The sequence below is a fragment of the Pseudomonas sp. Q1-7 genome (assembly GCF_028010285.1).
Classification (GTDB): domain Bacteria; phylum Pseudomonadota; class Gammaproteobacteria; order Pseudomonadales; family Pseudomonadaceae; genus Metapseudomonas.
Genome location: NZ_CP116304.1, coordinates 4,424,235 through 4,450,299, shown reverse-complemented (window position 1 = coordinate 4,450,299; position 26,065 = coordinate 4,424,235). Strand labels below are relative to the sequence as shown.

The following is a 26,065-nucleotide window of genomic DNA, read 5'->3' as shown; positions in this document are numbered from 1 at the left end:
CATGAAAAGCCCGGACAGGTCCGGGCTTTCGCGGGGCTGCCTGGCGAATGAATTCGCCCCGGCAGGTCAAGGCGTGCTTCCGTAGCCTCAGCGCATCATCTGCTTGACCATCTGCTGCTGCTGGATCAGCTCCTGCTGGCGTGCGTCGATGCGCGCGGCCAGTGGGAAGTTGCTGCTGGCGCGGCGCTTGGCGAAATCCAGTTGCTCGATGGCCTGGTCGAAATCGCCGACCAGGGCGAAGAACTCGGCACGGGCCTGGTGCAGACCGATGGTGTTGCCGGCCAGGCCGCGTACTTCGGCCACCTGGTACCAGACGTCCGGGTCATTGGGGCGACTCTTGAGCAACTGATCGAGCACCTTCTCCGCTTCTTTGGGCTTGTTCTGCTTGAGCAGCAGGTCGCTTCGCATCTGCTTCAGTGGATAGCTGTTGGGGTATTGGCCGAGCAGGCGGTCGACGCGTTGCTGGGCATCGGCCAGGCGATTGGCGGTGATATCCAGGTCCACTTGGGCGAGGTTGTAGGTCATGTCGTTGGGGGCCTTGGCCAGCAGGGGGGCCAGGTTCTCCCGTGCCTGGTTCAACTGGCCGCCTTTGATCATGGCGATGGCCAGCCCGTAACGGGCGGCATCCAGCTTCGGGTCTTCGTCGAGCATGGCGCGGAAACGCTTGGTGGCAACGCCCGGGGTGTCCTCGAACATCAGTTGCACGCGGGCGCGCATCAGTTGGTAGCGCAGGCTGTTTTCGATGCCGCCGGGAGGCAACTGCTCGGCGCGGTTGCGGGTGTCGGCGATGCGGTTTTCGGTCACCGGGTGGGTGAGGAGGAATTCCGGCGGTTTGGCGTCAAAGCGGTACTGACGCATCAGGCGCTCGAACATGCGTGGCATGGCGCGCGGATCGTAGCCGGCTTTCTCCAGGTTCTGCAGGCCGATACGGTCGGCTTCCTGTTCGTTCTGCCGGGAAAAGCGGCGCTGTTCCTGGATGGCTGCGGCCTGGGAGCCCATGATCGCGGCCATCCCGGCGTCACCGGCACCCGCGGCGGCGGCCACGATGCCCGCCAGCATCGCCGCCATCACCGGGATCTGCATGCGCTGCTGAGCCTCGACGCCACGGGCGAAGTGGCGCTGCGACAAGTGCGCCAGTTCGTGGGCCAGCACCGAAGCGTATTCAGCCTCGGTGGGGGCATAGAGGAACAGGCCGCCGTTGACACCGATGATTCCGCCGGGCGCCGCGAAGGCGTTCAGCTGTGGACTGTTGAGCAGCACGAACTCGAGGCGGCGGTCCTGCAACTGGCTGGTTTCGGCCAGGCGATAGACGCTGGTTTCCACATAGTCCTTGAGCTGCGGGTCATTGAGTTGCCGCACCTGGCCGCGCAGCAGGCTCAGCCAGGCACGGCCGAGCTGGTGTTCCTGTTCCGGGGAGATGATGGACGAACTGGAGTCCCCCAGCGACGGCAGGTCGTTGGCGATGACGGGCGAAGCGAGAAAGCAGGCAAGCGTCAGCAGAGTGGGGCGCAGAAGATTCATGCACTGGGCTCGTTGGCGGCAAAGGCCTAACTGTAGCCTTCTGCGCCGCCGGCTGGCCAGCAGCGCTCTGCCTTGGGTATCCTAACCGCCCGCTCAAGTATTTCCGCCCGCGACCTTCCGGGCGATCCGCCAGGCGCCTTCCCCGGAGATTCACCATGACTGACACCGCCAGTCGAACCCATGCTTTCGACGCCGAGCTGGATGCCAGTGGGCTGAACTGCCCTTTGCCGCTGCTCAAGGCCAAGCTCGAACTCAATCGCCTGCCCAGTGGCGCGGTGCTCAAGGTGATCGCCACCGATGCCGGCTCCCAACGGGATTTCCGCGCCTTCGCGCAGTTGGCCGGGCACCAGTTGCTGCACGAAGAAGTCGAAGACGGCGTATTCCGCTACTGGCTGCGCAAGGCCTGACCCGCGCCCGCAGGGCGAGCCATCCAAGGATTTCCGATGTTCAAGGTGCTTCGCGATTGGGTCCAGCGCTACTTCTCCGACGAGGAGGCCGTGGTACTGGCAGTGGTCCTGATTCTCGGCTTCGCCGCCGTCCTCACCCTCGGCAACATGCTCGCGCCCGTGCTCGCCGGGATGGTGCTGGCGTTTCTCATGCAGGGGCTGGTCAATCTGCTGGAGCGCCTGCGCTTACCGAAATCCCTGGCGGTCTGGATTGTCTTTACCCTGTTTATCGGTGCCTTGGCGCTGATCCTGGGTGTGTTGATGCCGCTGTTCTGGCAGCAGCTCAGCACCCTGTTCCAGGAGCTGCCGGGCATGCTCGGCGAGTGGCAATCGCTGCTGTTGCTGCTCCCTGAGCGCTATCCACACCTGGTGACCGACGAACAGGTGCTCAAGGCCATCGATGTGACGCGCAGCGAAGTCGCCAAGTTCGGCCAGTGGGCGCTGACCTTCTCCCTCTCCAGCCTGCCGCTGCTGGTCAACATCCTGATCTACCTGGTTCTGGTGCCCATCCTGGTGTTCTTCTTCCTCAAGGACCGGGAACTGATCGGGCGCTGGTTCAGCGGCTACCTGCCCAGCGAACGAGGGCTGATGACCCAGGTCTGGGTCGAGGTGAACGCACAGATCGCCAACTACATCCGCGGCAAAGTGATCGAAATCCTCATCTGTGGCGCGGTGACCTACGTGGCCTTCGTCTGGTTGGGGCTCAACTACGCGGCGCTGCTGGCATTGCTGGTGGGGCTTTCGGTGGTGGTGCCCTATATAGGCGCGGTGGTGGTGACGGTGCCGGTGACGCTGATCGCGCTGTTCCAGTGGGGTTGGAGCGACCAGTTCATCTACCTGATGGTGGTCTACACCGTGATCCAGACCCTGGACGGCAACGTGCTGGTGCCGCTGCTGTTTTCCGAAGCGGTGAACCTGCACCCCGTGGCGATCATCTGTGCCGTGCTGCTGTTCGGCGGGTTGTGGGGATTCTGGGGTGTATTCTTCGCGATCCCCCTGGCGACCCTGTTCAAGGCCGTGCTGGACGCCTGGCCGCGCGCCGGCCCGGTTCCGCGGAACATCTAGGCGTTCGCGTCGGTGGATGACATGAAAAAGCCCGGACATTTCCGTAATGCTGTTCACATAAGCATTTGAGCTGCAGCCGAAGCTCCCCGAGAATCCGATGCCAGACCTCTGGCATCGGATTTTTTATGTCCTTTCAACAGCAGTTGCTCGACCTGGGCGAGTTGTTCAACTTCTCCGACTTGAGCACCTTCACCCAAAACATCCCGATCGAGTGGGTGGCGTCGGCGCTGGACCTTTCTGCCCAAGCCACCATCCGCCGCCGGCGCCTGCCCAGTGATCAGGTGCTCTGGCTGGTGCTCGGCATGGCCTTGTTCCGCGACGAGCCGGTCCATGAGGTGGCGCGGCGCCTGAACATCTGCGCCCAGGGTCTGGCCTCCGACCACCTGCTGGCCAGAAGTGGGGTCACCGAGGCACGCAAACGGCTGGGGGCCGATCCGGTTGAATGGCTGTTTCGCCAGACGGGTCAGCAATGGGGGTGTGAGCGCTATGACGGCGATAGCTGGCAGGGCCTGCAGGTGTTGGCGGTGGATGGTGCACTGCTGCGCACCCCGGATACACCCGAACTGCGGGAGCATTTCGGCTCTGGCAATACCGCTACCGACCGTCAGACGCCGTTCCCCATGCTGCGGCTCGTGGCCCTGATGAATGTGCGCTCGCACTTGATTCTGGATGCCCAGCTGAGCCCATACAGGCGCAGTGAAATGCGCTTGGCCGATGCCTTTGTGCAGCAGATTCCCGACCATTCGGTGACCTTGTTCGACAAGGGGTTCTGGAGCGCCGACTTGCTGTTGGGGTTGAACAAGGGCGGTGACCACCGACATTGGTTGATCCCGGCCCGCCAGGGTCTAGTCAGCGAGGAAGTGACGCGTTATGGCAAAGGGGATCGCCTGTTGCGCATGAAGGTGTCGCCCCAGGCGCGAAACCGTAACCCGAACCTACCCACGCACTGGGAGGTGCGCGAGGTCAGCTACGAAGTCCAGGGCAAGGTAAAAACCGTTCTGACCTCGCTGCCGGCCGAGCGCTACAGCGCCAAGGCGGTCGCCACACTGTACCGGGAGCGCTGGGAGATCGAACTGGGTTTCCGGAACATCAAGAGTTCCCTGCAGCAGAATGCGGTGACCCTGCGCAGCAAGGTCAAGGCGTTGGTCTACCAGGAGGTCTGGGGATTGTTGCTGGCCTACAACATCATCCGCCGTGAGGCCGGTCAGGCGGCAGTCGCCTTCGGCCGCTCACCCGCCGACATCCGCTTCAAGCCGGTGGCTCACTATATCGCCGTGCAATTGATCGTGATGGCGGCGGCCAACCCGATTTCGGCCACGGGCCGTCGCCTGTCGGAGTTGCGAGCCGGTATTGGCGGGCTGTTTCTGGATCACCGCCCCAAGCCATCAAGACCCAGGACGGTGAAGATTTCCAAGACCCGCTACCCGGTGGACCGCAAGGCTGCTCCGCTTAAGTGAACAGCATTACGGACATTTCCGGGCTTTTTCACTGCACTGGGGCCTCAGCCCGCGTTCAGCGTCTGTGCGGCGGCGAGCACCGCGTCCACGTGGCCCGGCACCTTGACGCCGCGCCATTCCTGGCGCAGTACGCCGTCCTTGTCGATCAGGAAGGTGCTGCGGTCGACACCCAGGTATTCCTTGCCGTAGAGCTTCTTCAGCTTGATCACGTCGAACAGCTGGCAGAGGGATTCGTCCTTGTCGGAGATCAGCTCGAAGGGGAATTCCTGCTTGCACTTGAAGTTCTCGTGGGACTTCAGGCCATCGCGGGAAACCCCGAAGATCAGGGTATTGGCCGCCAGGAAGGCCGCGTGCTGGTCACGAAAGCCCTGGCCTTCGGTGGTGCAGCCGGGGGTGCTGTCCTTCGGATAGAAATAGAGCACGACCTGCTTGCCCTTGAGGGCCGACAGACTGACCTCCAGACCGCTGGTGGCCTGGGCGGTGAAATCGGCGACGGGCTGGTTCAGGGAAACGACCATGTTTCTCGACTCCTCAAGGATGTTGCGGGCGCCAGGGCTCGATCAGGGCGTCCAGGTTCAAGGCATCGGCGAAATCCAGGAACTGATCGCGCAGCCAACTGATCTGGGTGCCGGCCGGCAGCGTCACGGTGATGGTGGCATTGAGCATGGTGCCGCCGGTCTGCGGAGCCTGGTAGGTGTCACAGGTGAGGCTCTCCAGTTCGACGCGGTGGTCGAGGAAGAACTGGCACAGCTCGTTGAGGATGTCCGGACGGTAGGCCGCGCTGACGTAGGCGACGTAGGGCAGGGCCTGGGGACGGACCTCCAGAGCGCTGCTGCGGGTCACGTTTGCGGTAAAGCCATGACGCTTTGAAAGCGCCGACAGGCCCGACTCCAGGCGCGCCAGGCCGTCCCAGCTACCGGAGATCTGCAGCACCAGGGCGCAGAACTCGCCGTGGCGGGTCAGCCGGCTGCTGACCACGGCGCAGCGGTTTTCCTGGCTGGCGCGGCACAGCACATTGGTCAGCTCCATCGGGTTGCGGCCCAGGGCACTGATCAGGAGGAATTGTTCGCGGGGCGGGGTGGTGGACATGCAGCATTCCTAAAGCGTGGGGAGGCGGCCGGGACCGCGCTGTTCAAACGGGGAAGGTTAGCGAAAAGCGGCGCCGAGGGAAATGCCGTAACCGCCTGACGGCGCTTGCGTTCACCTTGTGCAAGGCCAGAGCCGACAGTACCATTACGGCTCACTTTTTCCGGCAGGAGCGGTTGCATGATTGCGGGCAGTATGGTGGCACTGGTTACGCCCATGGATGCGCAGGGACAATTGGATTGGGACTGCCTTTCCAAGCTCGTTGACTTCCATCTTCAAGAGGGCACCAACGCCATAGTCGCCGTCGGCACCACGGGCGAATCCGCCACGCTTGACGTCACCGAACACGTCGAAGTGATCCGCCGCGTCGTCGACCAGGTCAAGGGTCGCATTCCGGTCATCGCCGGCACTGGCGGCAATTCCACTCGTGAATCGGTCGAACTCACCGCCGCCGCCAAGCAGGTTGGCGCGGACGCCTGCCTGCTGGTGACCCCCTACTACAACAAACCGACCCAGGAAGGCCTGTACCAGCACTTCCGCCATATCGCCGAAGCCGTGGCCATCCCGCAGATCCTCTACAACGTACCGGGCCGCACCGTCTGCGACATGCTCCCGGAAACCGTCGAGCGGCTGTCCAAGATCAGCAACATCATCGGCATCAAGGAAGCCACCGGCGACCTGCAGCGCGGCCAGGAAGTGCTGGACCGCGTGAGCAAGGATTTCCTCGTCTACTCCGGTGACGACGCCACCGCCGTCGAGCTCATGCTGATGGGCGGCAAGGGCAACATCTCCGTTACCGCCAACGTCGCCCCGCGCGCCATGGCCGACCTCTGCGCTGCCGCCATGGCAGGCGAGGCCGACGCCGCCCGTGCGATCAACGACAAACTGATGCCGCTGCACAAGGCGCTGTTCATCGAATCCAATCCGATTCCGGTGAAGTTCGCCCTGCACGAAATGGGTCTGATCCCTGACGGTATCCGCCTGCCGCTGACCTGGCTCAGCCCGCGTTGCCACGAGCCTCTGCGCCAAGCCATGCGCCAGACCGGCGTACTGGCCTAATCCAAGGAAACATTCCGCATGAAGCGACTGGCCGGACTCTCCGCACTCGCCCTGATCATTTCCAGCACCAGCGGTTGCGGCTGGCTCTGGGGCCAAGATGGCTACTTCCGCGACCGTGGCAGCGACTACCTGGAGGCGCGCCAGGCCGCGCCCATGCAGCTCCCGCCGGATGCCGACGCCAAGCGCCTCGACCCGCTGCTGCCGGTTCCGATGAACGTGGCCGACAGCCGTGCCGAAGGTGAATTCGAAGTACCCCGCCCGCTGGCCATCCAGGCCAAGGGCGAAGTCAGCGACTACAGCCTGCAGAAGAGCGGCGACTCCCGTTGGGTGGTTGCCCAGCGCGTACCGGCGGAAGTCTGGCCGGTGGCTCGCCAGTTCTTCGAGGATGGCGGTTTCCGCATCGCCGACGAACGGCCGCAGACCGGTGAATTCAGCACCGGCTGGCAGCGCCTCGACCAGCTCTCCGGCCCCCTGGCCCGGCGTCTCGGCAGCCGCGTCAGCGGTGTCGAACCGGACAGCGAAATCCGCGCCCGTGTGCGCATCGAGCCGGGCGTGCAGCGCAACACCAGCGAAGTCTTCGTCACCACCGTCCACCGTCCGGCCGGCAGCACCGCCGATACCGGCTGGCCGAGCCGCTCCGACAGCCCGAGCCTGGAAGCCGCCCTGCTGGATGAAATGCTTGCCAGCATGGTCCGCAGCAACGAGCAAGGCGGTTCCGTGTCCCTGCTCGCCGCCCGCGACTTCGACGCACCGAGCCGCGTGACCCTCTCCGAAGACGGCAACGGCAACCCCATGCTCAGCCTCGGCGCCGACTTCGACCGCTCCTGGTCCAGCGTCGGCCGCGCCCTGGAAACCGGCGACGTCCGCGTCGACGACCTCAACCGCAGCCTGGGCGTCTACTACATCAACCTGGCCGAAGGCGCCCAGAAGAAGGACGAGAAACCCGGCTTCTTCAGCCGCCTGTGGGGCAGCGACCCCAGCGAGGAAGAAATCGAAGCCCGCGCCGAGCGCTACCAGGTGCGCCTGACCCGCGTCGGCGACACCGTGCAGGTGACCGTCGAGAAGGACATCAACACCGTGGCGCCCGCCGACGTGGCGCGCCGCGTGCTGACCCTGATCCAGGAAAACCTCGGCTAAGGTACGCCGCACCGCGGCGAATCGTGGAAACAACAAGGCGAAACCCTCGGGTTTCGCCTGTTTCGTTTGATAAAGGCGGAAAACGACATGAGCACACCCACCACCCTCAGCTTGAAGAAGATCTACTCGGGCAAGGTCCGCGACCTGTACGAGATCGACGACAAGCGCATGCTGATGGTCGCCACCGACCGCCTTTCCGCGTTCGACGTGATCCTCGACCAGCCGATCCCGGACAAGGGCAAGATCCTCACCGCCATTTCCAACTTCTGGTTCGACAAGCTCAAGGACGTCGTGCCCAACCACTTCACCGGTGATCAAGTGCAAGACGTGGTGCCCGCCGCCGAACTGCCCCTGGTGGAAGGCCGCGCCGTGGTCGCCAAGCGCCTGAAGCCCGTCGCCGTCGAAGCCATCGTGCGTGGCTACATCGTCGGCTCCGGCTGGAAGGAATACCAGAAGACCGGCACCGTCTGCGGCATCCAGCTGCCGGCGGGCCTGAAGGAAGCCTCCAAGCTCCCGCAGCCCATCTTCACCCCCTCGACCAAGGCCGCCGTCGGCGACCATGACGAGAACATCTCCTTCGAACAGTGCGAAGCCATCATCGGCAAGGAACTGGCCGCCAAGGTCCGCGACACCGCCATCGCCCTGTACAGCACCGCCGTTGAATACGCCGCCACCCGCGGCATCATCATCGCCGACACCAAATTCGAATTCGGCCTCGACGAAGACGGCACCCTGACCCTGATGGACGAAGTCCTGACCCCCGACTCCAGCCGCTTCTGGCCGGTGGAAAGCTACGTCGAAGGCAAGAACCCGCCGAGCTTCGACAAGCAGTTCGTTCGCGACTGGCTGGAATCCACCGGCTGGAACAAGGAGCCGCCGGCTCCCGCCGTCCCCGCCGACGTCGCCCGGAAGACCGCTGACAAGTACCGCGAAGCGCTGACCAAGCTGACTTCCTGAGCTGCGTCTATCTCCCCTCTCCCCCTGGGAGAGGGGCGGGGGGGCTTGCTGGGCCTGTCCACAATCGCAACCATCTGAAACCACGCGAAAAAATCGCGCCACAGGCTTCGCCAACGGCCGCTGAGCTGGTATCATGCGCGCCGTTCGGGAAGATGCCGGAGTGGCCGAACGGGACGGATTCGAAATCCGTTGTGTCAGCAATGGCACCTAGGGTTCAAATCCCTATCTTCCCGCCATACATAGCAAAGCCCCTGACTCCCCGGAGTCAGGGGCTTTGTGCTTTCAGGGTGCTCAAGCCTGACAAAGACGCACCCGGCCAGCGGGTAAGTCCTAATCCTTCAGCCTGCGCCGTTCCAACGTCTTCATGCTGTGGATATCCGACCAGAACAGCTCGTCCAGAAAGCACTCCTCTTCCAGTGCGTTCATCACCAGGAAGTAACCGGCCTCGTAGATACCTTCCACCGGCAACACCACGCCTACGATGTGGTAGCAGTTCCACAGCGACCGTGGCTCGTCGTCCCAGGCCAGTTCCGCAAGCACCGTATGGCCCAGAAAGGACAGGGCCCGGCTGGTGTTCAGCTCAACGCGTTCCTGCGTACGTTCCTTCATGCGCTTCGCTCCAGTTCAGGCAGCCAACGGCGTGGCAGGGCGCAATTGATCATGCGCAGCTTGCCGAGCTTCACCGAGGGGATGATTCCCCGATACACCCAGGCGCGGGCGGTGTCGCAGGTGACACCGTTGCGATCCGCCCAGGCGGCGATGGGTTCTACGTCCTGTTGAGGGCCGGCCAGATTGGCCGGGGAGAGCTCTTCCAGTTCCATGCTCGTTCCGTCACTATTCGTGGCTGTTTTGAAGGCCGGTCCGCCTTCATCCTCTGGGTAGCTATTTCCCACGAGGGAAACTATATCCCACGGAATGACGATCTGGGAAGCTATTGCCCAGATTGCACGGTGAATGACGGTTTTATGCAGACAGCGGGCGATAGAGCGCGAGCATTGATCAAGCTGCTTGGTCCGAAGAAGGCCAGCGAGCTTGGCGGGGGCAATCACGACCGCTGGCGGAGTGTTAGCAAAGGCGCTGTACGGGTCAGCACGGAAGAAATCGACGTGCTAGTGAAGGTCTTTCCGCAGTACGCGTTATGGCTGGCCAGTGGTCAAATTGCCCCCGAGATAGGGCAAACGAGCCCTAGCTATGATGAAGTTGATCGAAATTAGACTAATCTTGGGATCAGATAGTTATTGTCGGTGATCGCTACTAGCGACGCAGCCGAAGAGAACTTTCAGGCATTACTCTTAGACAGGTTAGTGCGTAAGGGAAAGTGATAGATAGTCTATTCCATACTATCAGCAACAGGGAGGTTGCGAGAGTCAAAGAGCTCCCTCCTAGCCAACATTGAAGTTTATTGTAAGCACCTAGATGGGAGGGGGTTATGGACGAGCAATACTCTGTGCCGGAAGTTGAAGATTTTGATGATGCAGAGGCCGATAGCGAAGTAAAGAGCGAGAAATTCAAGATGGTTGCTGGCATTACTTCCTCGCTTGAAAGAGACCTTTCACAAGATGGTCATCCGTTCAAGTACGTGGTTGGCAATCTCTGGAATCTCTCCAGCAAGGCCTCTATCGAATTTGTCGAAAAAATAGAGAAGAAGTTTAGGCGGAAAAATAAATTTCACAGCTACTTCTCCGGATTGCCATCAAATCAAACCCCGAGCAATCTTAGTAAATATATCAATGCAAACCTTGGCTTCGCGGAGCTTGCCGAAGCTGAGATGAAGCTCCTTACTCATATCGCAAATGAGTCAGAAAGAGGGTCACTGGTTGGTGGCAATCTTGTGTTCATGCATTACAAGTCCGTAGGCGACGAAGACGACCTTGGGCGCTTAATGATTGTGATGGTGGACAAGAAAGGTGCCTTTGAGTTTGATGAGAAAACTCTCGAGCCAAAAAGATTGCAGCCCATCGACATCGATGCATTAAGACAAGCGGCAATGTTTGATCTGACACTTTTCGAAGTAACCTATCCCCGAAAAGAGGGGGACGCCTATCTGCACTTCATCGAGGGTCGATCAAAGGCAGAGTTTTTCAAAGTTGCGCTAGGTTGCGACTCAAGCGTTTCCAACAAGAAAAGTGTAGAGAATATATTTAAGGCGATAAGTCAGTTTTCTGCACTGAATGGCATAAAGAGCAAGTTGCAGCAAAAGATTGCTGAGAAGGTTTATGAGCATATTGAAAATAATTTAGGCTCACAGATTCCGCTCGGGGCAATTCAGCACATCATAGATAAGAACCTTCCTGACAATCACTCGGCGGTTGGTAAGTTTTCAAAATTTGCGAACGAAAATGGCTTTCAGGTAAACGCTGTTTTCGAAGCAACCAGGTACGCCCTGGAGAAAAGTGTTTCAATCCAGATTTCCGACTACCAAAGCAACTACGCGCTTTCGGTAAAAGCATCATCAATTGGTTACAGTGACTCTAATAAGCCGGTTATTGTAGATGACGACCTTGAGTATATGAGAATTCCGCTATCCCAGGCCGACAAGGACGCCATTCTCGCAGTATTAGGCATCCCCGAGAGCGATGATGAAGGCGATAGCTGAGTTACTTGCTAATGCTAAGCACGCTATGGCGGATGGTGTGCTTGAGCTTTATGTGAATCCTGAAAAGATCGATGCTTTATATTCAGCCTTACAGGGGGCGGGCTATAAAAGAAGCAGGGTCGTTGATAGAGGGGAGGATGGAGAGTGCCTCTCTGTGAATCTTGATTCAGATTCCTGGCAGGGTAATTCACCATTTTTCCCAAAACTAGAGGAATTATGGCGTCATGTCGTACAAAACTCTTCGATTCCAGGGAATTATTATGTTCTAGACGGAGCAGTTCATAGCGGGCAAGAAACCAGATCAGAACCTGTAAAGCGCTTTGAATACTACCTTGGCTGGCGAGCCTTGCTCAGCTCCTTAAAGGATCATATTGGATCGCAAGGGAATGACTCTACGCTTATATACTTTATAAGTACGGAGAAAGGGGCGAAAATTTATGAAATTAATCCAAGGAAAATTTCCTTGGATGAGCTTATGGCAATACCGTCTTCGAATATTTCAACGGATGAAGTCAAAAAACTTCAGAGTGATCTTGATCTGAATGATGGGCATCAGAAAGAAAGGAGGGATGTTCTGCGGACGTCCCTTTCTGAACTGCTGGAAGAAGAAGACTCTGTTTCGGAAATGCCTTGGATCATAAAGCAGGGCAAGCGGCTCAAGAAAAAATATCAAGAGAATTATGATATATATCTTCATAAATTTTCTGTCAACAAGTTGCTGGCAGAGATTGAGGAGAAGTCAACTGACTATATATCAAAAATTAATGAGTCAATATCTTCTAGTCAATCTAAGGCCTTTGCAATTCCTGGTGCAATTATAGCGATCGCTGCTTTAATTAAGAATACAGATAGCCTTGCATTGTTCCTGGTTTGCTTTGGTCTTTTGTGTGTGTGGCTGCTAACTGTAATTGCTAACAACATTCATGATGAAGCCTATGCCGCTCTCGGAGAGCAAGTTCAACGCTCTCTAAAACGGTACGAGGTGATGAAAGATGAGAATGAAGTAAGGGTAAGTGCAGGAGAGGCAAAGTCAAAGTTATTAGGATTAATTGGTCGATCAAGAGCAAGATTAAAATTTATTAACGGCTTGTCAATGGCAGTGTTTTTATTGGGGTGCGTTTACTCTGTTTGCGTGAACGATAAAGCCTTGGCATTTCTTGAGAAAATCCACTCGGAGCGCCATCAGTATTTTAGATGCTTAGAGGATTATGGCTCTCGCCATCGCTGGGCCGATGTGAGGGAAAGACTTTGCTCTCAAACAAATGAGCCGGCTCTGAAAAAATCCTGCGCCAATGCTAATTGAGCGCTTTGTTTTAGATAAAGGAAAAGGGCACAGAATCAATAGCAACGTTCAACACGGATGAAGATCACCGATATTCTACACGAGGCGTGGCCAAAACTGCTCTTGCTTGGGGCTGGGGTTCTACTGGCTGTTCGGGATGAACCGCTTGGCCTGGGCTTGTCGAGTCGGATCATGAACACGGCCGACAACCCCAACATGCTGCTTGATGCCTCAACGACCAATTTCATCGGCTACATCATTATTGCGGTAGCTACCGTGCTGATCCTGCGGAGGAAACGGTAGGTAAAAACTGTCGAAAATGTGTCGAAATCACAGGCGCGCACTGTCGAAGATCGACACCGGCGATTGACTGGAAGCCCCATAACGAGCGGCTTTGCGACGCACTGAGCCATCCAAATTTAGAGTTCAAATCCCTATCTTCCCGCCGTATCCAATAGCCCAAGCCCCTGAAATTCATAACTCCAGGCAACCCCATCACGGCAAGGGCGGGCCTGCTTGGGCCGCGCAGTGCCAATTACCTTGAAACGCCGCGGGCGACGACGCTCCCGCTTCGGCATCGGCCATATCTGCTACGTCGGGTCACGCGGTGAGTGACGTTGGAATAGTTTGCCGAACTCGCGGTGTCCTCAGCGTTATCCGCAGTTGAAATAGGAAGGTTCCTAATCCGGTCTTATTTCTATGGGTGGAGGATTGCTTCAGGATCACTGGGCTGCAAGTTGATCGTTCACTAATCCTCAAGATTCGAATAAAGGAAAAAGGTAATGAACGTGTTGCGTCGATGCGAGGTGAAGTTGGCTGGCGACGCGCAACATCAAAGGAATGTGGTGACGCGTGTGAAACAACGCGGCAGATGAAGCGGGATGGGCCCGGCCCATCCATGGGGATTCGTCGGATCTGGTGGGCAGGGCGATGGATCTTGCCAATGACGCCACGACAGTCATGGCCCATATTCTGAAAGTCTCGGCGATCAGTAAGTAAATACCCTGACTCAATTAAGTGAGTGTATCCGTCCAGATAACGGGGTGTCTTTCCGGGGGCTCAATAGTCTGGTTTTAAACGTCTTCCAACCAATCAGGCCTATTCAGGCTGTGGTCGCGTGGAAGGTGTTTTCAGTACAAGAGTCGAGCCATACCTGGAATCAAGGCGACCGCCAGTCATTGGTGACGGCTTCCACGGATTGGCCAGTGGCTCTTGAGTTCGCAATGACAGGAATGTTCGTTCGATGACAGCTACACCGTTGTTCCGTAGCGAAGCGCTCGACGCCCAGCGCGCCAGCAGCCTGGGCAATATCGTGCTGGTTCGTCCGGTTTCCTTCACCTTCCTTACCCTGCTGGCGTGCGCCATGGCGCTGCTCGTGGTGACGTTCTTCGTCTTCGGCAGTTACACCAAGCGCAGCACCATCAGCGGCCAGCTGGTTCCCGCTGGCGGCCAGGTCAAGGTTTATGCTCCCCAGGCGGGCATCCTGCGCGAGAAGTTCGTCCACGAGGGCCAGGTGGTGAAGCGTGGCGACCGCCTGATGACCCTCTCGAGCGAACGCTACGGCAGTGATGCGGGGCCGGTGCAGGCGGGCATCAGCCGTCGCCTCGAGCAGCGCCGCGACTCCCTGCGCGACGAGCTGGAGAAGATTCGCCGGCTGCAGGCCGACGAGCGCGACAGCCTGACCAGCAAGGTTGCCAGCCTGCAGCGAGAACTGGCCACCCTTGCCGGGCAGACCGACAGCCAGCGTCGCCTGCTGGCCCTGACCCGCGATGCCGTCGAGCGTTATCAGGGATTGATGGACAAGGGCTACATTTCCATGGACCAGCTGCAGCAACGCCAGGCGGAACTGCTGGGCCAACGGCAGACCCTGCAAGGGCTGGAGCGAGAGCGCACGTCGCTGCAACAGCAACTGACCGAGCGCCGCAACGACCTGGCCGGCCTGGCTGCCCGCCAGGCCAACCAGCTTGCGGAAACCCAGCGCCAGCTCTCGGCCATGGAGCAGAGCCTGGCGGAAAGCGAAGCCAAGCGCGCGTTGCTGATTACCGCGCCGGAGGCCGGCATCGCCACCGCCGTGCTCGCCGAAGCCGGACAGACCGTCGACAGCACGCGCCCGCTGCTGAGCATCGTCCCCGCCGACAGTTTCCTGCAGGCTGAGCTCTATGCGCCGAGCAGGGCCATCGGCTTCATCAGACCGGGCGATGCGGTACTGATCCGCTACCAGGCGTATCCCTACCAGAAATTCGGCCAGTACCACGGCCGGGTGCAATCGATTTCCCGCACCAGCGTGCCTGCCGCCGAGCTGTCCAGCATGATCGGCGGCATGCCCGGACTGGGGCGGGATGGCGAGCAGTTGTACCGGCTGCGGGTCAGCCTGGACAGCCAGACGGTACTGGCCTACGGCCGCGCGCAGCCACTGCAGAGCGGCATGCTGCTCGATGCCGACGTACTTCAGGACACCCGCCGCCTCTACGAGTGGGTGCTCGAACCGCTCTTCAGCCTGACTGGCAAACTCTAGGAACAAAACGATGGGATTTCTCGACGCACTCGCACTGCGCCTGGGGCGGCGTTTGCCATTGATCTTGCAGACCGAGGCCACCGAATGCGGGTTGGCGTGCCTGGCGATGATCGCCGGCTACCACGGCTACCGCGCCGACCTGAGGGACATGCGACGGCGATTCACCGTATCGCTCAAGGGGGCGTCCCTGAAGCAACTGATCCAGACAGCGCACCAACTGAGACTGGGGACGCGACCGGTGAAGCTGGCACTGGACGACCTCGGCAAGCTCAAGCTGCCCTGTGTGTTGCACTGGAACTTCAATCATTTCGTGGTGCTGAAGGCAGTGGGTGCCCGTGGCATCACCCTGCATGACCCGGCCCACGGCGAGCGCCGCCTTACCCTGGAGGAAACGTCGAAGTGTTTCACCGGGGTGGCCATGGAGTTGTGGCCCGACAGCGGCTTCGAGAAACAGGAAGCGCCGCCGCGGGTCAAGTTGCTGGGCATGCTGGGCAAGGTCAGCGGACTGTATCGCTCGCTGGCCCAGGTCCTGCTGCTGGCCGGCGCCCTCGAAGTGTTCTCGCTGGTCAGCCCGTTCTTCCTGCAATGGACCCTCGACAACGTCATCGTCAGCGAAGACCGTGACCTGCTTGTCACCCTCGCCATCGGCTTTGGCCTGCTGCTGCTCATGCAGCAGGCAGTCAGTGGTGTGCGCGCCTGGGTGATGATGCACATGAGTACCTTGCTGGGCGTGCAGTGGCAGGCCAACGTCTTCAGCCATTTGCTTCGGCTGCCGGCCCAGTACTTCGAAAAGCGCCATCTGGGCGATGTGGTTTCGCGCTTCGGCGCTGTCGACACTATCCAGAGAACACTCACGGCCGCCTTCCTCTCTGCGGTGCTGGACGGCCTGATGACGGCCGCCACCCTGGGCATGATGCTGCTCTACAGCCCGCCCTTGGCGGCCATCGCCATCGCCGCCATGAGCCTCTATGCCTTCGGCCGCTGGATCTGGTACCGGCCGCTGCGCAATGCCACCGAAGAGCAGATCGTGCATGCCGCGCGGCAGCAGAGTCATTTCCTCGAAACCGTGCGCGGCATCCGCCCGCTGCAGCTGTTCCAGCGCCAGGACGAGCGTCGCTCGGTGTGGTTGGGCCTGCTGGTGGAGCAGATCAATGCCGGCCTGCGCACGCAGAAGCTGCAACTGCTCTATCAGCAGATGAACGGCCTGCTGTTCGGCGTGGAAAACCTCCTCGTGATCTGGCTCGGTGCGACTTTGGTGATGGACGGCCAGTTCAGCGTCGGCGTGCTGATGGCCTTCAATGCCTACAAGTCGCAGTTCGATGGGCGTGTCGGCAGTCTGATCGACAAGCTCTTCGAACTGCGCATGCTGCAGTTGCAGGGTGAACGCCTTGCCGACATCGTCCTGCACCCGCCGGAAGACAGCCATTGCGCGGTCGACCTGGACAGCCTTCGCGTGCGCGAAGCCGGCATCGAGGTGCAGGGGCTGCGCTACCGTTACTCCGATCAGGAACCTTGGGTCCTCGACGGGCTCGACCTGCGTATCGAGCCCGGCGAATCGGTGGCCATCGTTGGCCCCTCGGGTTCGGGCAAGAGCACCCTGTGCAACGTCCTGCTCGGCATCCTCCCGCCCTGCGAAGGAAAGGTCCGCGTGGCCGGCCTGGAGCTCTCGCAACTGGGGCTGGACGGGTTGCGCGAATTGGTCGGTACGGTGATGCAGGACGACGTGCTGTTCGCCGGCTCGCTGACCGAGAACATCAGCTTCTTCGACGCCAACGTCGACATGCCGTGGCTGGTGCAATGCGCGCAGATGGCCGCCATCCATGACGACATCCAGGCCATGCCGATGGGCTACAACACGCTGGTCGGCGACATGGGCACCGTACTTTCCGGCGGGCAGAAGCAACGGGTCATGCTGGCCCGTGCGCTGTACAAGAAACCCAGGATCCTGTTCCTCGACGAAGCGACCAGCCACCTCGACGTCCACTGCGAGCAGCGCGTGAATGCCGCCATCCGTGCCTTGCGCATTACCCGCATCATGGTTGCCCACCGACCGGAAACCATCGCCTCGGCGGATCGGGTAGTGGTCCTTGGCGAGGGCAGGGTGACGCTCGACGAAAGCACCGAGCGGATGATTCAGCAGCAACGGCAGGCTAACGCCGCCGCGCAGGAGCAAGCCTGATGCGTGCGATTGCCTGCCTGCTGTCCGGCCTGCTCGGCATGGCACCGTTCGCCGCGGCCTACGAACCAGACGTGTTCGGTACCGCCAGGCAGGTCGCCGAACGCGCGGCACACGACGTCGGGAGCGACGGCATTCCCTGTCGGTCCGGGTTGCCGCCGCCGGAGGAGCTGACCCTGGAGGAAACCGTCGAGCGGATTCTCTGCCGCGATCCGCAGACCCGTCTGGCCTGGGCCAGCGCCAAGGCCCAGGCGGCGCAGGTCGGGATCAGCCGCGCGGCCTTCCTGCCCCGCCTCGACGGAAGCCTCGACGGGAGCCGGAGCTACAGCGACGTCGACTACCGGGACAACCCCTACCTGTCCGGCGACGGCCATCGCGAGCGTCGCAGCGCCAGCCTCGAACTGAGTTGGGTGCTGTTTGACTTCGGCCGACGCAGTGCTGCCCTGCGCAATGCCCAGCAACTCCTGCTGGCGGCCAATGCCAGTCAGGACTCGACCCTGCAGAACGCCTTCGTCCTGGCCGCGCAGGCCTACTATGACGCGCTGGCCGCCCAGAGCAGCCTGGCCGCTTCGCGCCAGGTGGCGGAGATGGCGGCGCAGAACTTCGAGGCCGCCGACGCCAAGTACAGGGGCGGTGCCGCCGCGCTCTCCGACCGATTGCAGGCGCAGACCGCGTTGTCTCAGGCAAGCCTGCGCCAGATCCGTGACGAAGGCTCCCTGCGTACTGCCCTCGGTGTCATTGCGCTGCGCATGGGGCTGGCGCCGGACACGCCGCTACGCCTCACCAGCGAATTGGATGCACGTCCCGATACCGCCTTCGTACGAGCCGTCGACGAACTGCTCGCCGAAGCTCGCCACGAGCACCCGGCCCTGGTGGCCGCACGGGCGCGGTTGGAGGCCGCCGACGCCAGGGTGGAGGAAAGCCGTGCCGCTGGCAGACCGAGTCTGGCCCTGACCGCCAATCTGGCGCGCAGCCACAACGACCAGTCGCCGGCATTCAGCGGCGATACTCGTGCGAGCGACCGCAGTATCGGCCTGCAACTGAAGATTCCGCTGTTCGAGGGCTTCGAGCGTACCTACCTGATTCGCAACGCCCTGGCCCGTCGGGAGGCCAGCCAGGCGGAACTGGCCGATGCCGAGCAGCAGGTATCGTTGGAGGTCTGGAACAGCTACCAGTCTCTGAGTGTCGAGAGCCGCAGCCTCCTGCGCACCCACGAACTGGTCGAGCAGTCGCGGCAGAGTCTGGAGGTGGTGCAGGGACGCTATCGTTCCGGTGTCGGCAGCATGGTCGAACTGCTCAACGCCCTGACCGCCTACGCCAGCGCAGAGGAACAGCACACTCAGGCCCTCGGCAACTGGCAGGTTTCGCGGCTGAAACTGGCGGCCGGCCTCGGGCGTCTAGGGTTCTGGGCAATCGACTCAAGGCAGTGATCCATGGCGCTGCCGGCCTCCGCCGGAGCCAGGAGGCGGACGGGGGCTCAAGTCCCTTTCCCGCCCCGTATGGCAGCCCCGCCGACCCAGGTCCGCGGGGCTTTTTCATCGGGTCAGGTTCTGGCGCACGCGCGTGCGGCATTGATCAGCCGGCCCTTGTCCTGCCAGGCATGCCGCTGGTAGACGGCGTACCGGCCGGGCCCTTGGGTGTTGGAGAGTTCGACGAGCCCCGAGGCGGTGGTGGGGTCGGTGCTGCCGACGAAGAGCAGGGTCTTGCCGTCCTCTTCCTGGATGAAGGTCCGGGCGTCCTGGCGGATGTCGGCCTTCACGCAGCTCAGGTATGCGGGATTGCCCCCGGCGGTGACGCCCGACGTACCGTCGCGGCTGGATCGGATATCCGGGGTTTGCGCACAGCCTGTCGCGATCAGCAGGGTGGAAATAAGCCAGATGCTGCTGCGGAACGATACCGATGGGATGCCGGGGGGGGTGGTGTTCATGGTTGTTGCTCCAGGCTGAGGCGGACGGACAGGCCGGCGGGTTGCCGGCTGGCCTGTTGAGGCAGGGCGCCTGGAAGCGGAGGCCGTCGACGGATGGGGGCGGGACTCTTCCCCCGGGTGGCCGCTGCCTGTCCCCGGTAAGTCTATGCACAATCGCCGAAGGCGCACTGGCCGCGTGTCGCAGCCTTTGGCGACTGGTTGTAGGGCCAGGCCGGGCCGCGAATGCTGGACCGGTCGGTTCCGCGCCGGCCGGCAGCGACCCTCTCCCCCGGCCCCTCTTCCGCAAGCGGTAGGGGGGACTCGCGGCGGCCAGCCTCGCCAGCCAGTTGCCCTGAATCTGTGGGAACGAATTCATTCAGCGGCCCGATAGGGTGGATGGCGCTTTCCCATCCACCAGCGGCGTCAGGCCAGGCAAGGAATCACCCTGCTGTGGGTGGTAAAGGCAGGTCCTGCTTCCACGATCCTGGATCTTTACTCCGGCGCCGTCGCGAGCGCTTCGATCAGCGCCTCGTCGTCGTTGTGCGCATCGTTTACCCGTGTGGATACCGGATGCCCGGCGAAGTCTCCGCGTGCCTGTGCGATGGCCTGCTGCACCTGATCGCCCGGGGTGGCGGGCGATAGCCAGCGGTCGAACTGCGCAGGCGCCAGGATCACCGGCATGCGGGGGTGGAGGGTGCTGATGGAAGGTGCGGCCTCGCGGGTGAGCAGGGCGCAGGAAGTGATGGTCCGGCCGTCCGGGGCGTTCCAACTGGCCCACAGGGCGGCTATCGCCAGCATCGGGTCATTGGGGCTGTAGAGGTAGTAGGGCTGGTGGACCAGGCGTCCGCCGGCATTGCGCACCTGCTGGTGCGGGTGCCATTCGTACCAGCCCCGCGCGGGCAGCAGGCAACGCTGGCCGCGCAGGCTCTGCCGCCACAGGGGCTTGGCGGCGGCCTCTTCGCTGCGGGCGTTGAAGGCCATGCCCGGCGGTTTCAGGTCCTTCCACCAGGAAGGGATCAGGCCCCAGCGGGCCGGCAGCAGTTCCAGCGTGCCCAGTGGGTCCAGGCGCAGCATCGGCACCTGGGTGGTGGGGGCGACATTGAAACACTGGACCCAGCGTCCTGACTGGCGGGCGCCGATGTGCCAGTAGTCCTCGATGGCGCGCTCGGAAGGGCTGACGTAGCGGCCGCACATACCAGGCTCCGATATCGAACATTCCACCAGCATAGGCCCTGGGCCGGAATACGGGACTGCCGCTGATGGCGTCGTGCCTGCATCCATTTGTCGTGAAACATTGCCCAAAAGCGACGAACTGCACGTTTTCAGCGCAAACCCCAGAGAGTCGAGCGCGCGTGCGCCAGTCTCTTCCCCCAGGCCCGTCCCGAGGATGCCGTACAGGACAATGGCGCCACGCCATAGCCGGCCTGCCTGCAACCACTTCAAAAGGATTGAAGTCATGACCCACAAGAACAGTGTCAGATGTGTTGTTGGTTCCCTGGTTCTCGCCGCTTCCACGTCCACCCTTGCCGCCCCGGTGCCTGAAGGCGATGCCTTCGGCGATTTCTGGAGCCCCGGCAAGCCCAATCCCGCCCTCTGCAAGTCGCCCGTGCTGGTGGGGACGCCCCTGGGGCTGCCGCGTTGCCTGCAGGCGGGCAACGTGATGCACCGCCTGAATGAGCTGCAGGACATCGCCAGCCTCAACGACGGCAACCGCGCAGCCGGCCTGTCGGGCTACCAGGCGTCGATCGACTACGTGAAGAAAACCCTGGAACGCGCCGGCTACCAGGTGCGCGTGCAGCCATTCCCCTTCACGGCGTTCTTCCCCAAGGGGCCGGGCACCTTGCAGGCTCTGACGCCGCAACCGGCGAACTACGTCTGGGAGGAGGACTTCAACTACCTGTCGCAGACCGACCCTGGTGATGTGAGTGCTCCGGTGGTGGCGGTGGACCTGTCCCTCGGTGCCGGCAACACCTCTTCCAGCGGCTGCGAGGTGGAGGATTTCGCCGGCTTCCCCAGCGGCGCCATCGCCCTGGTCCAGCGCGGCAGCTGCACCTTCGAAACGAAGGCGGAGAACGCCGCGGCCGCCGGTGCGGCCGGGGTGATCCTCTTCAACCAGGGCAATACCGAGGACCGCAAGGGCCTGGAGAACGTCACCCTGGGCGATACCTACGAAGGCGGCATCCCGGTGTTCTTCGCCACCTACGACAACGGCGTGGCCTGGTCGCAGACCGCCGGCCTGCAAGTGCGCATGGTGGCGGACGTGATCCGCGAGAAGACGCAGACCTTCAACCTGGTGGCCGAGACCCGGCGCGGCAACCCGGACAACGTGGTGATGGCCGGCGCGCACCTGGACTCGGTGTTCGAAGGCCCCGGCATCAACGACAACGGTTCGGGGAGCGCGGCCTTGCTGGAGATGGCGGTGCTGCTGCGCAAGGCGCATCCGCAGAACAAGGTGCGTTTCGCCTGGTGGGGCGCGGAGGAATCCGGGCTGGTGGGCTCGACCTTCTATGTCGACAGCCTGAGCGAAGGGGAGCGGAAGAAGATCAAGGCGTACCTGAACTTCGACATGATCGGCTCGCCGAATTTCGCCAACTTCATCTATGACGGCGACGGTTCCTCCTTCGGCCTGCAGGGCCCGCCCGGCTCGGCCGCCATCGAGCGTCTGTTCGAGGCCTACTTCAGGCTGCGCGGCGAACCCTTCGAAGGCACGCAGATCGACTTCCGTTCTGACTATGCGCAGTTCTTCGAGGTGGGCATCCCCTTCGGTGGCCTGTTCACCGGTGCCGAAGACATCAAGAGTGAAGAGCAGGCACAGCGCTACGGCGGCGCTGCCGGCCAGCCCTTCGACCCCTGCTACCACCAGGGTTGCGACGGCATCGCCAACATCGACCTGAACGCCCTGGAGATCAACGGCGATGCCATGGCCTTCGCCACCAGTTGGCTGTCGTTGTCGACGAAGATCATCGACGACGAGATCGCCGCCGCCCAGCAGCAAGCCAAGGGTGCCGCCAGCCTGCGCGTGCAGTCGGTACGCCAGGCCGAGCGCTGGGGCAAGCACTACATCAAGTAACGCCTGAACCCCTCTGCGCCGGGTGACCGGCGCAGAGCCGGGGCCAGGGCAAGACACGAGCCGATACGAAGCTTCGCCGGCCCATGGCGCGGCAATGCCGGTACGGGCCCATACTGGACAGAGGCGAAATCCTTTAGCCATGAGGGCCGCCTTATGTCTCGCCGACCTGCGGAAACCGGCAGCGTTGCCGCCTGTGACGGGGCCGCGGAAAAGCTGCTGGAGATCGTCCAGCGCACCGTGGCCGAGTTGCGCCCGCAGGCTGCAGAAGGTGTGCGGGTTAGCTTGCACAGCGTGCTGGACCGCGACCTTGGAGTGGACAGCCTGACCCGGGTCGAACTCTGGTCGCGCATCGAGCAGGAGTTCGGCGTTCGTCTGCCGCAGGAGTTGTTCGCCTCGGCGAACACCCCCGCCGATGTGCTGCAGGTGCTGCAACGCCGTGGGCTCCCCGGGCCGCTACCTCCGTCCTTTTCCAGCCCCCTCTCCGCGCCCGCCACGGGCGAGCGGCAGACACCGGACAGCGCGCTTACCCTGGTCGAGGTGCTGGACTGGCATGTGCGCCAGCATCCCCGGCAAACCCACGTGCGCCTGCTGGGGGACGACGAACAACTGGAGGACATCAGTTACGGCGACCTGCAGCGGGATGCCCTGGCGGTCGCGGCCGGTCTGCAGCGTGGCGGCCTGCTGGCGGGGCAGACCGTGGCGCTGATGCTGCCGACCGGGCGTGATTTTCTCCTGGGCTTCTTTGGCATCCTGCTGGCCGGCGGCATCCCGGTCCCCATCTATCCGCCGCTGCGTCTGTCGCAGATCGAGGACCACCTGCAGCGCCAGGCCGGCATCCTGCGCAATGCCGAGGCCAGGATGCTGGTCACCGTCGACGAGGCGAAGCTGCTGGCCCGGCTGCTCCGCCCCCTGGTCCCGAGCCTGGCGCGCATCGCCAGCGTTGCCGAACTGGGCGACGAAGCGCGCGAGTATGTGAGCCCGGCGCGGCAGCCTGACGCCATTGCCTTCCTGCAGTACACCTCGGGCAGCACCGGCCAGCCCAAGGGCGTGATGGTGAGCCACGCCAGCCTGCTGGCCAACCTGCGTGCCATGGGGCGCGCGCTGCGGGTGGGGCCGGACGACCTGTTCGTCAGCTGGCTGCCGATGTACCACGACATGGGCCTGATAGGTGCCTGGCTGGGCAGCCTCTACTACGGATTCAACCTGGTGCTGATGTCGCCCCTGGCCTTTCTGTCCAGGCCGGCGCGCTGGCTGTGGGCCATCGACCGTTATCGCGGCACCCTGTCGGCGGCGCCCAACTTCGCCTATGAGCTGTGCCTGAACAAGCTCACGGAAAGCGAGCTCGAGGGCCTGGACCTGAGCTGCTGGCGCCTGGCCCTCAACGGTGCCGAACCGATCAATCCGACTACCCTGGAGCGCTTTGCCGCGCGTTTTGCGCGCTACGGCCTGGCGCCCGGCGCACTGACGCCGGTCTATGGCCTGGCCGAGGGCACCCTGGGCGTGTCCTTCCCGCCCCTGGGCCGAGGGCCCCTGATCGATCGGGTGCAGCGCGAGGCGTTCCAGCTACGCGGCGAGGCGCTCGCGCCCGCGTCGGAAGACGACGCCACGCTGAGCTTCGTCGCGTGCGGCCGCCCCCTGCCGGGCCACCAGATTCGCATTGTCGACGACCGTCGCGTCGAGCTTCCCGAACGCCGGGAAGGCCACCTGCAATTCAGCGGGCCGTCGACCACCACGGGTTACTACCGGGCCCCGGAGGAAACCGACCGGGTCCTGCGCGATGGCTGGATGGACTCGCTCGACCTTGCCTACATGGCCGATGGCGAGGTGTTTCTCACCGGCCGCGCGAAGGACCTGATCATCCGGGCCGGGCGCAATATCTATCCCTACGACGTCGAAGCGGCGGTCGGCAACCTGGGCGGTCTGCGCAAGGGGTGTGTCGCGGTGTTCGGCAGTCGTGACCCGGCCACCGGAACCGACCGCCTGGTGGTGATGGCGGAGTCCCCGGTGAAGGACAAGGAGGCGCTGCAACGCCTGCGGCTGGAGATCAACCGCAGGGTGGTGGACCTTGTCGGCGTGCCCCCCGACGAGGTCGTCCTGGTCCCGCCCCAGAGCGTGCTGAAGACCTCGAGCGGCAAGATTCGCCGGGCCGCCTGCCGCGAGCTGTACGAGCGCGGTGAAGCAGGGCAGCCACGCCTGGCGCCATGGCGCCAGGTGTTGCGCTTGCTGCTGCAGGCCGCGCGCGGGCATCTCGGCCGTGGCTGGCAGGGGGGGCGTACCTTGGCCTATGCCGTCTATGTCTGGCTGCTGTTCTGGCTGGTCACGCCGCTGATCTGGCTGGGCGTGGCGATCCTGCCGCACCGGAACGGCTGCCGCGCCTTCGTCCATTGGGCGGCGCGACTGTTCATCCGCATGGCCGGGGTGCCGTTCAGTGTCGAAGGGCTGGAGCACCTGCCGGAGAACGGGGCCTGCGTGCTGGCGGCCAACCATGCGAGCTATCTCGATGGCGTCATCCTCTGTGCCGCACTGCCGCCACGGTTCGGTTTCATCGCCAAGCGCGAACTGGCGAGCCAGTGGATTCCCAGCCTGTTCCTGCGCAAGCTCGGGGCCTTCTTCGTCGAGCGCTTCGACCTGCAGCGCAGCGTGGCGGACAGCGCAGCACTGGAGTCGGCGCTGCGGGCTGGCCAGTCGTTGCTGTTCTTCCCGGAGGGCACCTTTACCCGTGAGCCGGGTTTGCGTTCCTTCCACATGGGCGCCTTCGTGCTGGCCGCGAATGCCGCCGTGCCCTTGCTGCCGGTGGCCATCCGCGGCACGCGCACCGTGCTGCGCGACGGCCAGTGGTTCCCGCTCCGTGGGGCGATCCATGTCAGCGTATGCACGCCTTTGCTGGCGGAGGGGCCGGGCTGGCCGGAGTCGGTCAGGCTGCGGGAGGCGACCCGGGCCGCGCTGCTGGAACGCCTGGATGAGTCGGAGCGCACGCTGAGCTGGAGCTGACGGCGCTTTCCGGAAACCTGCCTTCCGTCTTCCCGGATTGACGTAGGGAAGTCTGCACGATTTACTGTATATAAATACAGTATTCGTAGGATTTCCCCCAATGGCCTTGGTGATTGTTCCTGGCCCTTTCGGCAGCCCTTCCCCGGGGCTGCCGTTTTTCTCTTCCGGCAATGGGCCGCGCTGATGGGCGCTGTCGTTGCCCTCGAGTCCCTGTTCAACGAGCGGCGGGTGTGGAAAGGCCAGCCCGGCGCGAAGCCGGCCGGCCGCGACCAGCCCACGGGGCTCGCCGCCCTGGACAGGGTCCTTCCCGGCGCTGGCTGGCCGGAGGCCGCCCTCAGCGAAATCCTCGTGCCGGCGGCGGGGCTGGGCGAGCTGGGTCTGCTCTGGCCCACCCTGGCGCGGCTGACCGCCAGTGCCGAACGGGTGGTGCTGGTGGCGCCGCCGCATATTCCTTATCCACAGGCCTGGCAGGCGGCCGGCGTGGACCTGCGCTGGCTGGCGCTGGTGGAGGCCAGTGGCCGCGACGCCCTCTGGGCCGCCGAGCAGTGCCTGCGCTCCGGCAGCTGCGGTGCGGTGCTGTGCTGGCCGCAGCAGGCCGACGACCGTGCCCTGCGCCGTTTGCAGGTGGCCGCCGAAACCGGCCAGACCCTGGCCTTCGCCTTTCGCCCGCTGGAGGCGGCTCTCAACCCTTCGCCGGCGGCCCTGCGCATCGCCGTCGAAGGCCAGCCGGCGCAGTTGCGGGTGCTCAAGTGCCGGGGCGGCCTGCCACCGGCGGCGCCCATCGCCCTGGCCCGGTGACGC

General features: G+C 62.6%; 23 protein-coding genes and 1 tRNA gene. 17 read left to right on the top strand and 7 right to left on the bottom strand.

Annotation, left to right across the window (positions count from 1 at the left end; genetic code table 11):
- Positions 1-87: 87 nt before the first annotated feature.
- Positions 88-1,521: a M48 family metalloprotease gene (locus PJW05_RS20605; protein ID WP_271408816.1), complete on the bottom strand. Its 1,434-nt coding sequence runs from the start codon at positions 1,519-1,521 to the stop codon at positions 88-90.
- Between the two features lie 155 nt (positions 1,522-1,676).
- Between PJW05_RS20605 and PJW05_RS20600 the strand changes: the two genes are divergently transcribed.
- The 3 genes from PJW05_RS20600 (at position 1,677) to PJW05_RS20590 (ending at position 4,489) form a co-directional block, all read left to right on the top strand.
- On the top strand, positions 1,677-1,928 hold the full coding sequence (locus tag PJW05_RS20600) for a sulfurtransferase TusA family protein (RefSeq protein ID WP_271408815.1): 252 nt from the start codon (positions 1,677-1,679) through the stop codon (positions 1,926-1,928).
- A gap of 36 nt (positions 1,929-1,964) precedes the next feature.
- On the top strand, positions 1,965-3,032 hold the full coding sequence (locus PJW05_RS20595; protein ID WP_271408814.1) for an AI-2E family transporter: 1,068 nt from the start codon (positions 1,965-1,967) through the stop codon (positions 3,030-3,032).
- 125 nt (positions 3,033-3,157) lie between these two features.
- Positions 3,158-4,489 (top strand): IS4 family transposase, encoded by a 1,332-nt coding sequence (locus PJW05_RS20590; RefSeq protein ID WP_271407860.1) that lies wholly within the window; start codon positions 3,158-3,160, stop codon positions 4,487-4,489.
- 44 nt (positions 4,490-4,533) lie between these two features.
- Here the strand turns inward: PJW05_RS20590 and PJW05_RS20585 are convergent, their stop codons facing one another.
- Both PJW05_RS20585 and PJW05_RS20580 read right to left on the bottom strand, forming a co-directional pair.
- Positions 4,534-5,007, bottom strand: coding sequence for a peroxiredoxin (locus PJW05_RS20585; protein ID WP_271408813.1), 474 nt, complete (start codon positions 5,005-5,007; stop codon positions 4,534-4,536).
- A 13-nt stretch (positions 5,008-5,020) separates the two neighbouring features.
- The gene (locus tag PJW05_RS20580; RefSeq protein WP_271408812.1) at positions 5,021-5,578 is read right to left on the bottom strand and encodes a glycine cleavage system protein R; all 558 of its coding nucleotides are present in this window, start codon (positions 5,576-5,578) and stop codon (positions 5,021-5,023) included.
- A gap of 177 nt (positions 5,579-5,755) precedes the next feature.
- On the opposite strand from PJW05_RS20580, the gene dapA reads away from it, so the two are divergent.
- The 4 genes from dapA (at position 5,756) to PJW05_RS20560 (ending at position 8,964) form a co-directional block, all read left to right on the top strand.
- Positions 5,756-6,634 carry a 4-hydroxy-tetrahydrodipicolinate synthase gene (gene dapA, locus PJW05_RS20575; protein WP_271408811.1) on the top strand — a complete coding sequence of 293 codons (879 nt, stop codon included), beginning with the start codon at positions 5,756-5,758 and terminating at the stop codon, positions 6,632-6,634.
- A gap of 18 nt (positions 6,635-6,652) precedes the next feature.
- Entirely contained in the window at positions 6,653-7,771 is a 1,119-nt protein-coding gene (gene bamC, locus PJW05_RS20570) for an outer membrane protein assembly factor BamC (protein WP_271408810.1), read from the top strand.
- Positions 7,772-7,858: 87 nt separating this feature from the next.
- A complete protein-coding gene (locus PJW05_RS20565) occupies positions 7,859-8,728 on the top strand; it encodes a phosphoribosylaminoimidazolesuccinocarboxamide synthase (RefSeq protein WP_271408809.1) in 870 nt (289 codons plus the stop codon).
- A 146-nt stretch (positions 8,729-8,874) separates the two neighbouring features.
- Positions 8,875-8,964, top strand: a tRNA-Ser gene (locus PJW05_RS20560).
- A gap of 94 nt (positions 8,965-9,058) precedes the next feature.
- On the opposite strand, the gene PJW05_RS20555 is transcribed toward PJW05_RS20560, so the two are convergent.
- Complete coding sequence (locus PJW05_RS20555) at positions 9,059-9,337, bottom strand: hypothetical protein (protein ID WP_271408808.1); 279 nt, start codon at positions 9,335-9,337, stop codon at positions 9,059-9,061.
- Entirely contained in the window at positions 9,334-9,549 is a 216-nt protein-coding gene (locus PJW05_RS20550; RefSeq protein WP_271408807.1) for a DNA-binding protein, read from the bottom strand. Before PJW05_RS20550 ends, PJW05_RS20555 begins: the two co-directional genes overlap by 4 nt.
- 174 nt (positions 9,550-9,723) lie before the next feature.
- On the opposite strand from PJW05_RS20550, the gene PJW05_RS20545 reads away from it, so the two are divergent.
- The 7 genes from PJW05_RS20545 to PJW05_RS20515 all read left to right on the top strand — a co-directional run bounded on the left by PJW05_RS20545 (position 9,724) and on the right by PJW05_RS20515 (position 18,727).
- Positions 9,724-9,942, top strand: a complete 219-nt coding sequence (locus tag PJW05_RS20545; RefSeq protein WP_271408806.1) for a DNA-binding protein — start codon at positions 9,724-9,726, stop codon at positions 9,940-9,942.
- Between the two features lie 215 nt (positions 9,943-10,157).
- The gene (locus PJW05_RS20540) at positions 10,158-11,324 is read left to right on the top strand and encodes a nucleoid-associated protein (RefSeq protein ID WP_271408805.1); all 1,167 of its coding nucleotides are present in this window, start codon (positions 10,158-10,160) and stop codon (positions 11,322-11,324) included.
- The gene (locus PJW05_RS20535) at positions 11,308-12,627 is read left to right on the top strand and encodes a hypothetical protein (protein WP_271408804.1); all 1,320 of its coding nucleotides are present in this window, start codon (positions 11,308-11,310) and stop codon (positions 12,625-12,627) included. Before PJW05_RS20540 ends, PJW05_RS20535 begins: the two co-directional genes overlap by 17 nt.
- Before the next feature lie 57 nt (positions 12,628-12,684).
- Complete coding sequence (locus PJW05_RS20530) at positions 12,685-12,909, top strand: hypothetical protein (RefSeq protein ID WP_271408803.1); 225 nt, start codon at positions 12,685-12,687, stop codon at positions 12,907-12,909.
- A gap of 955 nt (positions 12,910-13,864) precedes the next feature.
- The gene (locus tag PJW05_RS20525) at positions 13,865-15,121 is read left to right on the top strand and encodes an HlyD family secretion protein (protein ID WP_271412276.1); all 1,257 of its coding nucleotides are present in this window, start codon (positions 13,865-13,867) and stop codon (positions 15,119-15,121) included.
- 10 nt (positions 15,122-15,131) lie between these two features.
- Positions 15,132-17,300 (top strand): peptidase domain-containing ABC transporter, encoded by a 2,169-nt coding sequence (locus tag PJW05_RS20520; protein WP_271408802.1) that lies wholly within the window; start codon positions 15,132-15,134, stop codon positions 17,298-17,300.
- The gene (locus PJW05_RS20515; protein WP_271408801.1) at positions 17,300-18,727 is read left to right on the top strand and encodes a TolC family protein; all 1,428 of its coding nucleotides are present in this window, start codon (positions 17,300-17,302) and stop codon (positions 18,725-18,727) included. Before PJW05_RS20520 ends, PJW05_RS20515 begins: the two co-directional genes overlap by 1 nt.
- A gap of 113 nt (positions 18,728-18,840) precedes the next feature.
- Here the strand turns inward: PJW05_RS20515 and PJW05_RS20510 are convergent, their stop codons facing one another.
- Both PJW05_RS20510 and PJW05_RS20505 read right to left on the bottom strand, forming a co-directional pair.
- Positions 18,841-19,224 (bottom strand): hypothetical protein, encoded by a 384-nt coding sequence (locus PJW05_RS20510; RefSeq protein WP_271408800.1) that lies wholly within the window; start codon positions 19,222-19,224, stop codon positions 18,841-18,843.
- Between the two features lie 471 nt (positions 19,225-19,695).
- Positions 19,696-20,397: an SOS response-associated peptidase gene (locus tag PJW05_RS20505; RefSeq protein WP_271408799.1), complete on the bottom strand. Its 702-nt coding sequence runs from the start codon at positions 20,395-20,397 to the stop codon at positions 19,696-19,698.
- A gap of 262 nt (positions 20,398-20,659) precedes the next feature.
- Here PJW05_RS20505 and PJW05_RS20500 point away from each other — a divergent pair, with 262 nt between their 5' ends.
- From PJW05_RS20500 to imuA, 3 genes are all read left to right on the top strand, one after another.
- Entirely contained in the window at positions 20,660-22,273 is a 1,614-nt protein-coding gene (locus PJW05_RS20500; RefSeq protein WP_271408798.1) for a M28 family metallopeptidase, read from the top strand.
- Positions 22,274-22,426: 153 nt separating this feature from the next.
- Entirely contained in the window at positions 22,427-25,264 is a 2,838-nt protein-coding gene (locus PJW05_RS20495; RefSeq protein ID WP_271408797.1) for an AMP-binding protein, read from the top strand.
- 183 nt (positions 25,265-25,447) lie between these two features.
- Complete coding sequence (imuA, locus tag PJW05_RS20490; protein ID WP_271408796.1) at positions 25,448-26,062, top strand: translesion DNA synthesis-associated protein ImuA; 615 nt, start codon at positions 25,448-25,450, stop codon at positions 26,060-26,062.
- Positions 26,063-26,065: the final 3 nt, after the last annotated feature.

Bases quoted from the DNA above. Each gene is read 5' to 3' on its own strand.
- PJW05_RS20605 (WP_271408816.1), bottom strand. From the start codon at position 1,521: ATGAATCTTCTGCGCCCCACTCTGCTGACGCTTGCCTGCTTTCTCGCT.
- PJW05_RS20600 (WP_271408815.1), top strand. From the start codon at position 1,677: ATGACTGACACCGCCAGTCGAACCCATGCTTTCGACGCCGAGCTGGAT.
- PJW05_RS20595 (WP_271408814.1), top strand. From the start codon at position 1,965: ATGTTCAAGGTGCTTCGCGATTGGGTCCAGCGCTACTTCTCCGACGAG.
- PJW05_RS20590 (WP_271407860.1), top strand. From the start codon at position 3,158: ATGTCCTTTCAACAGCAGTTGCTCGACCTGGGCGAGTTGTTCAACTTC.
- PJW05_RS20585 (WP_271408813.1), bottom strand. From the start codon at position 5,007: ATGGTCGTTTCCCTGAACCAGCCCGTCGCCGATTTCACCGCCCAGGCC.
- PJW05_RS20580 (WP_271408812.1), bottom strand. From the start codon at position 5,578: ATGTCCACCACCCCGCCCCGCGAACAATTCCTCCTGATCAGTGCCCTG.
- dapA (WP_271408811.1), top strand. From the start codon at position 5,756: ATGATTGCGGGCAGTATGGTGGCACTGGTTACGCCCATGGATGCGCAG.
- bamC (WP_271408810.1), top strand. From the start codon at position 6,653: ATGAAGCGACTGGCCGGACTCTCCGCACTCGCCCTGATCATTTCCAGC.
- PJW05_RS20565 (WP_271408809.1), top strand. From the start codon at position 7,859: ATGAGCACACCCACCACCCTCAGCTTGAAGAAGATCTACTCGGGCAAG.
- PJW05_RS20555 (WP_271408808.1), bottom strand. From the start codon at position 9,337: ATGAAGGAACGTACGCAGGAACGCGTTGAGCTGAACACCAGCCGGGCC.
- PJW05_RS20550 (WP_271408807.1), bottom strand. From the start codon at position 9,549: ATGGAACTGGAAGAGCTCTCCCCGGCCAATCTGGCCGGCCCTCAACAG.
- PJW05_RS20540 (WP_271408805.1), top strand. From the start codon at position 10,158: ATGGACGAGCAATACTCTGTGCCGGAAGTTGAAGATTTTGATGATGCA.
- PJW05_RS20535 (WP_271408804.1), top strand. From the start codon at position 11,308: ATGAAGGCGATAGCTGAGTTACTTGCTAATGCTAAGCACGCTATGGCG.
- PJW05_RS20530 (WP_271408803.1), top strand. From the start codon at position 12,685: ATGAAGATCACCGATATTCTACACGAGGCGTGGCCAAAACTGCTCTTG.
- PJW05_RS20520 (WP_271408802.1), top strand. From the start codon at position 15,132: ATGGGATTTCTCGACGCACTCGCACTGCGCCTGGGGCGGCGTTTGCCA.
- PJW05_RS20515 (WP_271408801.1), top strand. From the start codon at position 17,300: ATGCGTGCGATTGCCTGCCTGCTGTCCGGCCTGCTCGGCATGGCACCG.
- PJW05_RS20510 (WP_271408800.1), bottom strand. From the start codon at position 19,224: ATGAACACCACCCCCCCCGGCATCCCATCGGTATCGTTCCGCAGCAGC.
- PJW05_RS20505 (WP_271408799.1), bottom strand. From the start codon at position 20,397: ATGTGCGGCCGCTACGTCAGCCCTTCCGAGCGCGCCATCGAGGACTAC.
- PJW05_RS20500 (WP_271408798.1), top strand. From the start codon at position 20,660: ATGACCCACAAGAACAGTGTCAGATGTGTTGTTGGTTCCCTGGTTCTC.
- PJW05_RS20495 (WP_271408797.1), top strand. From the start codon at position 22,427: ATGTCTCGCCGACCTGCGGAAACCGGCAGCGTTGCCGCCTGTGACGGG.
- imuA (WP_271408796.1), top strand. From the start codon at position 25,448: ATGGGCGCTGTCGTTGCCCTCGAGTCCCTGTTCAACGAGCGGCGGGTG.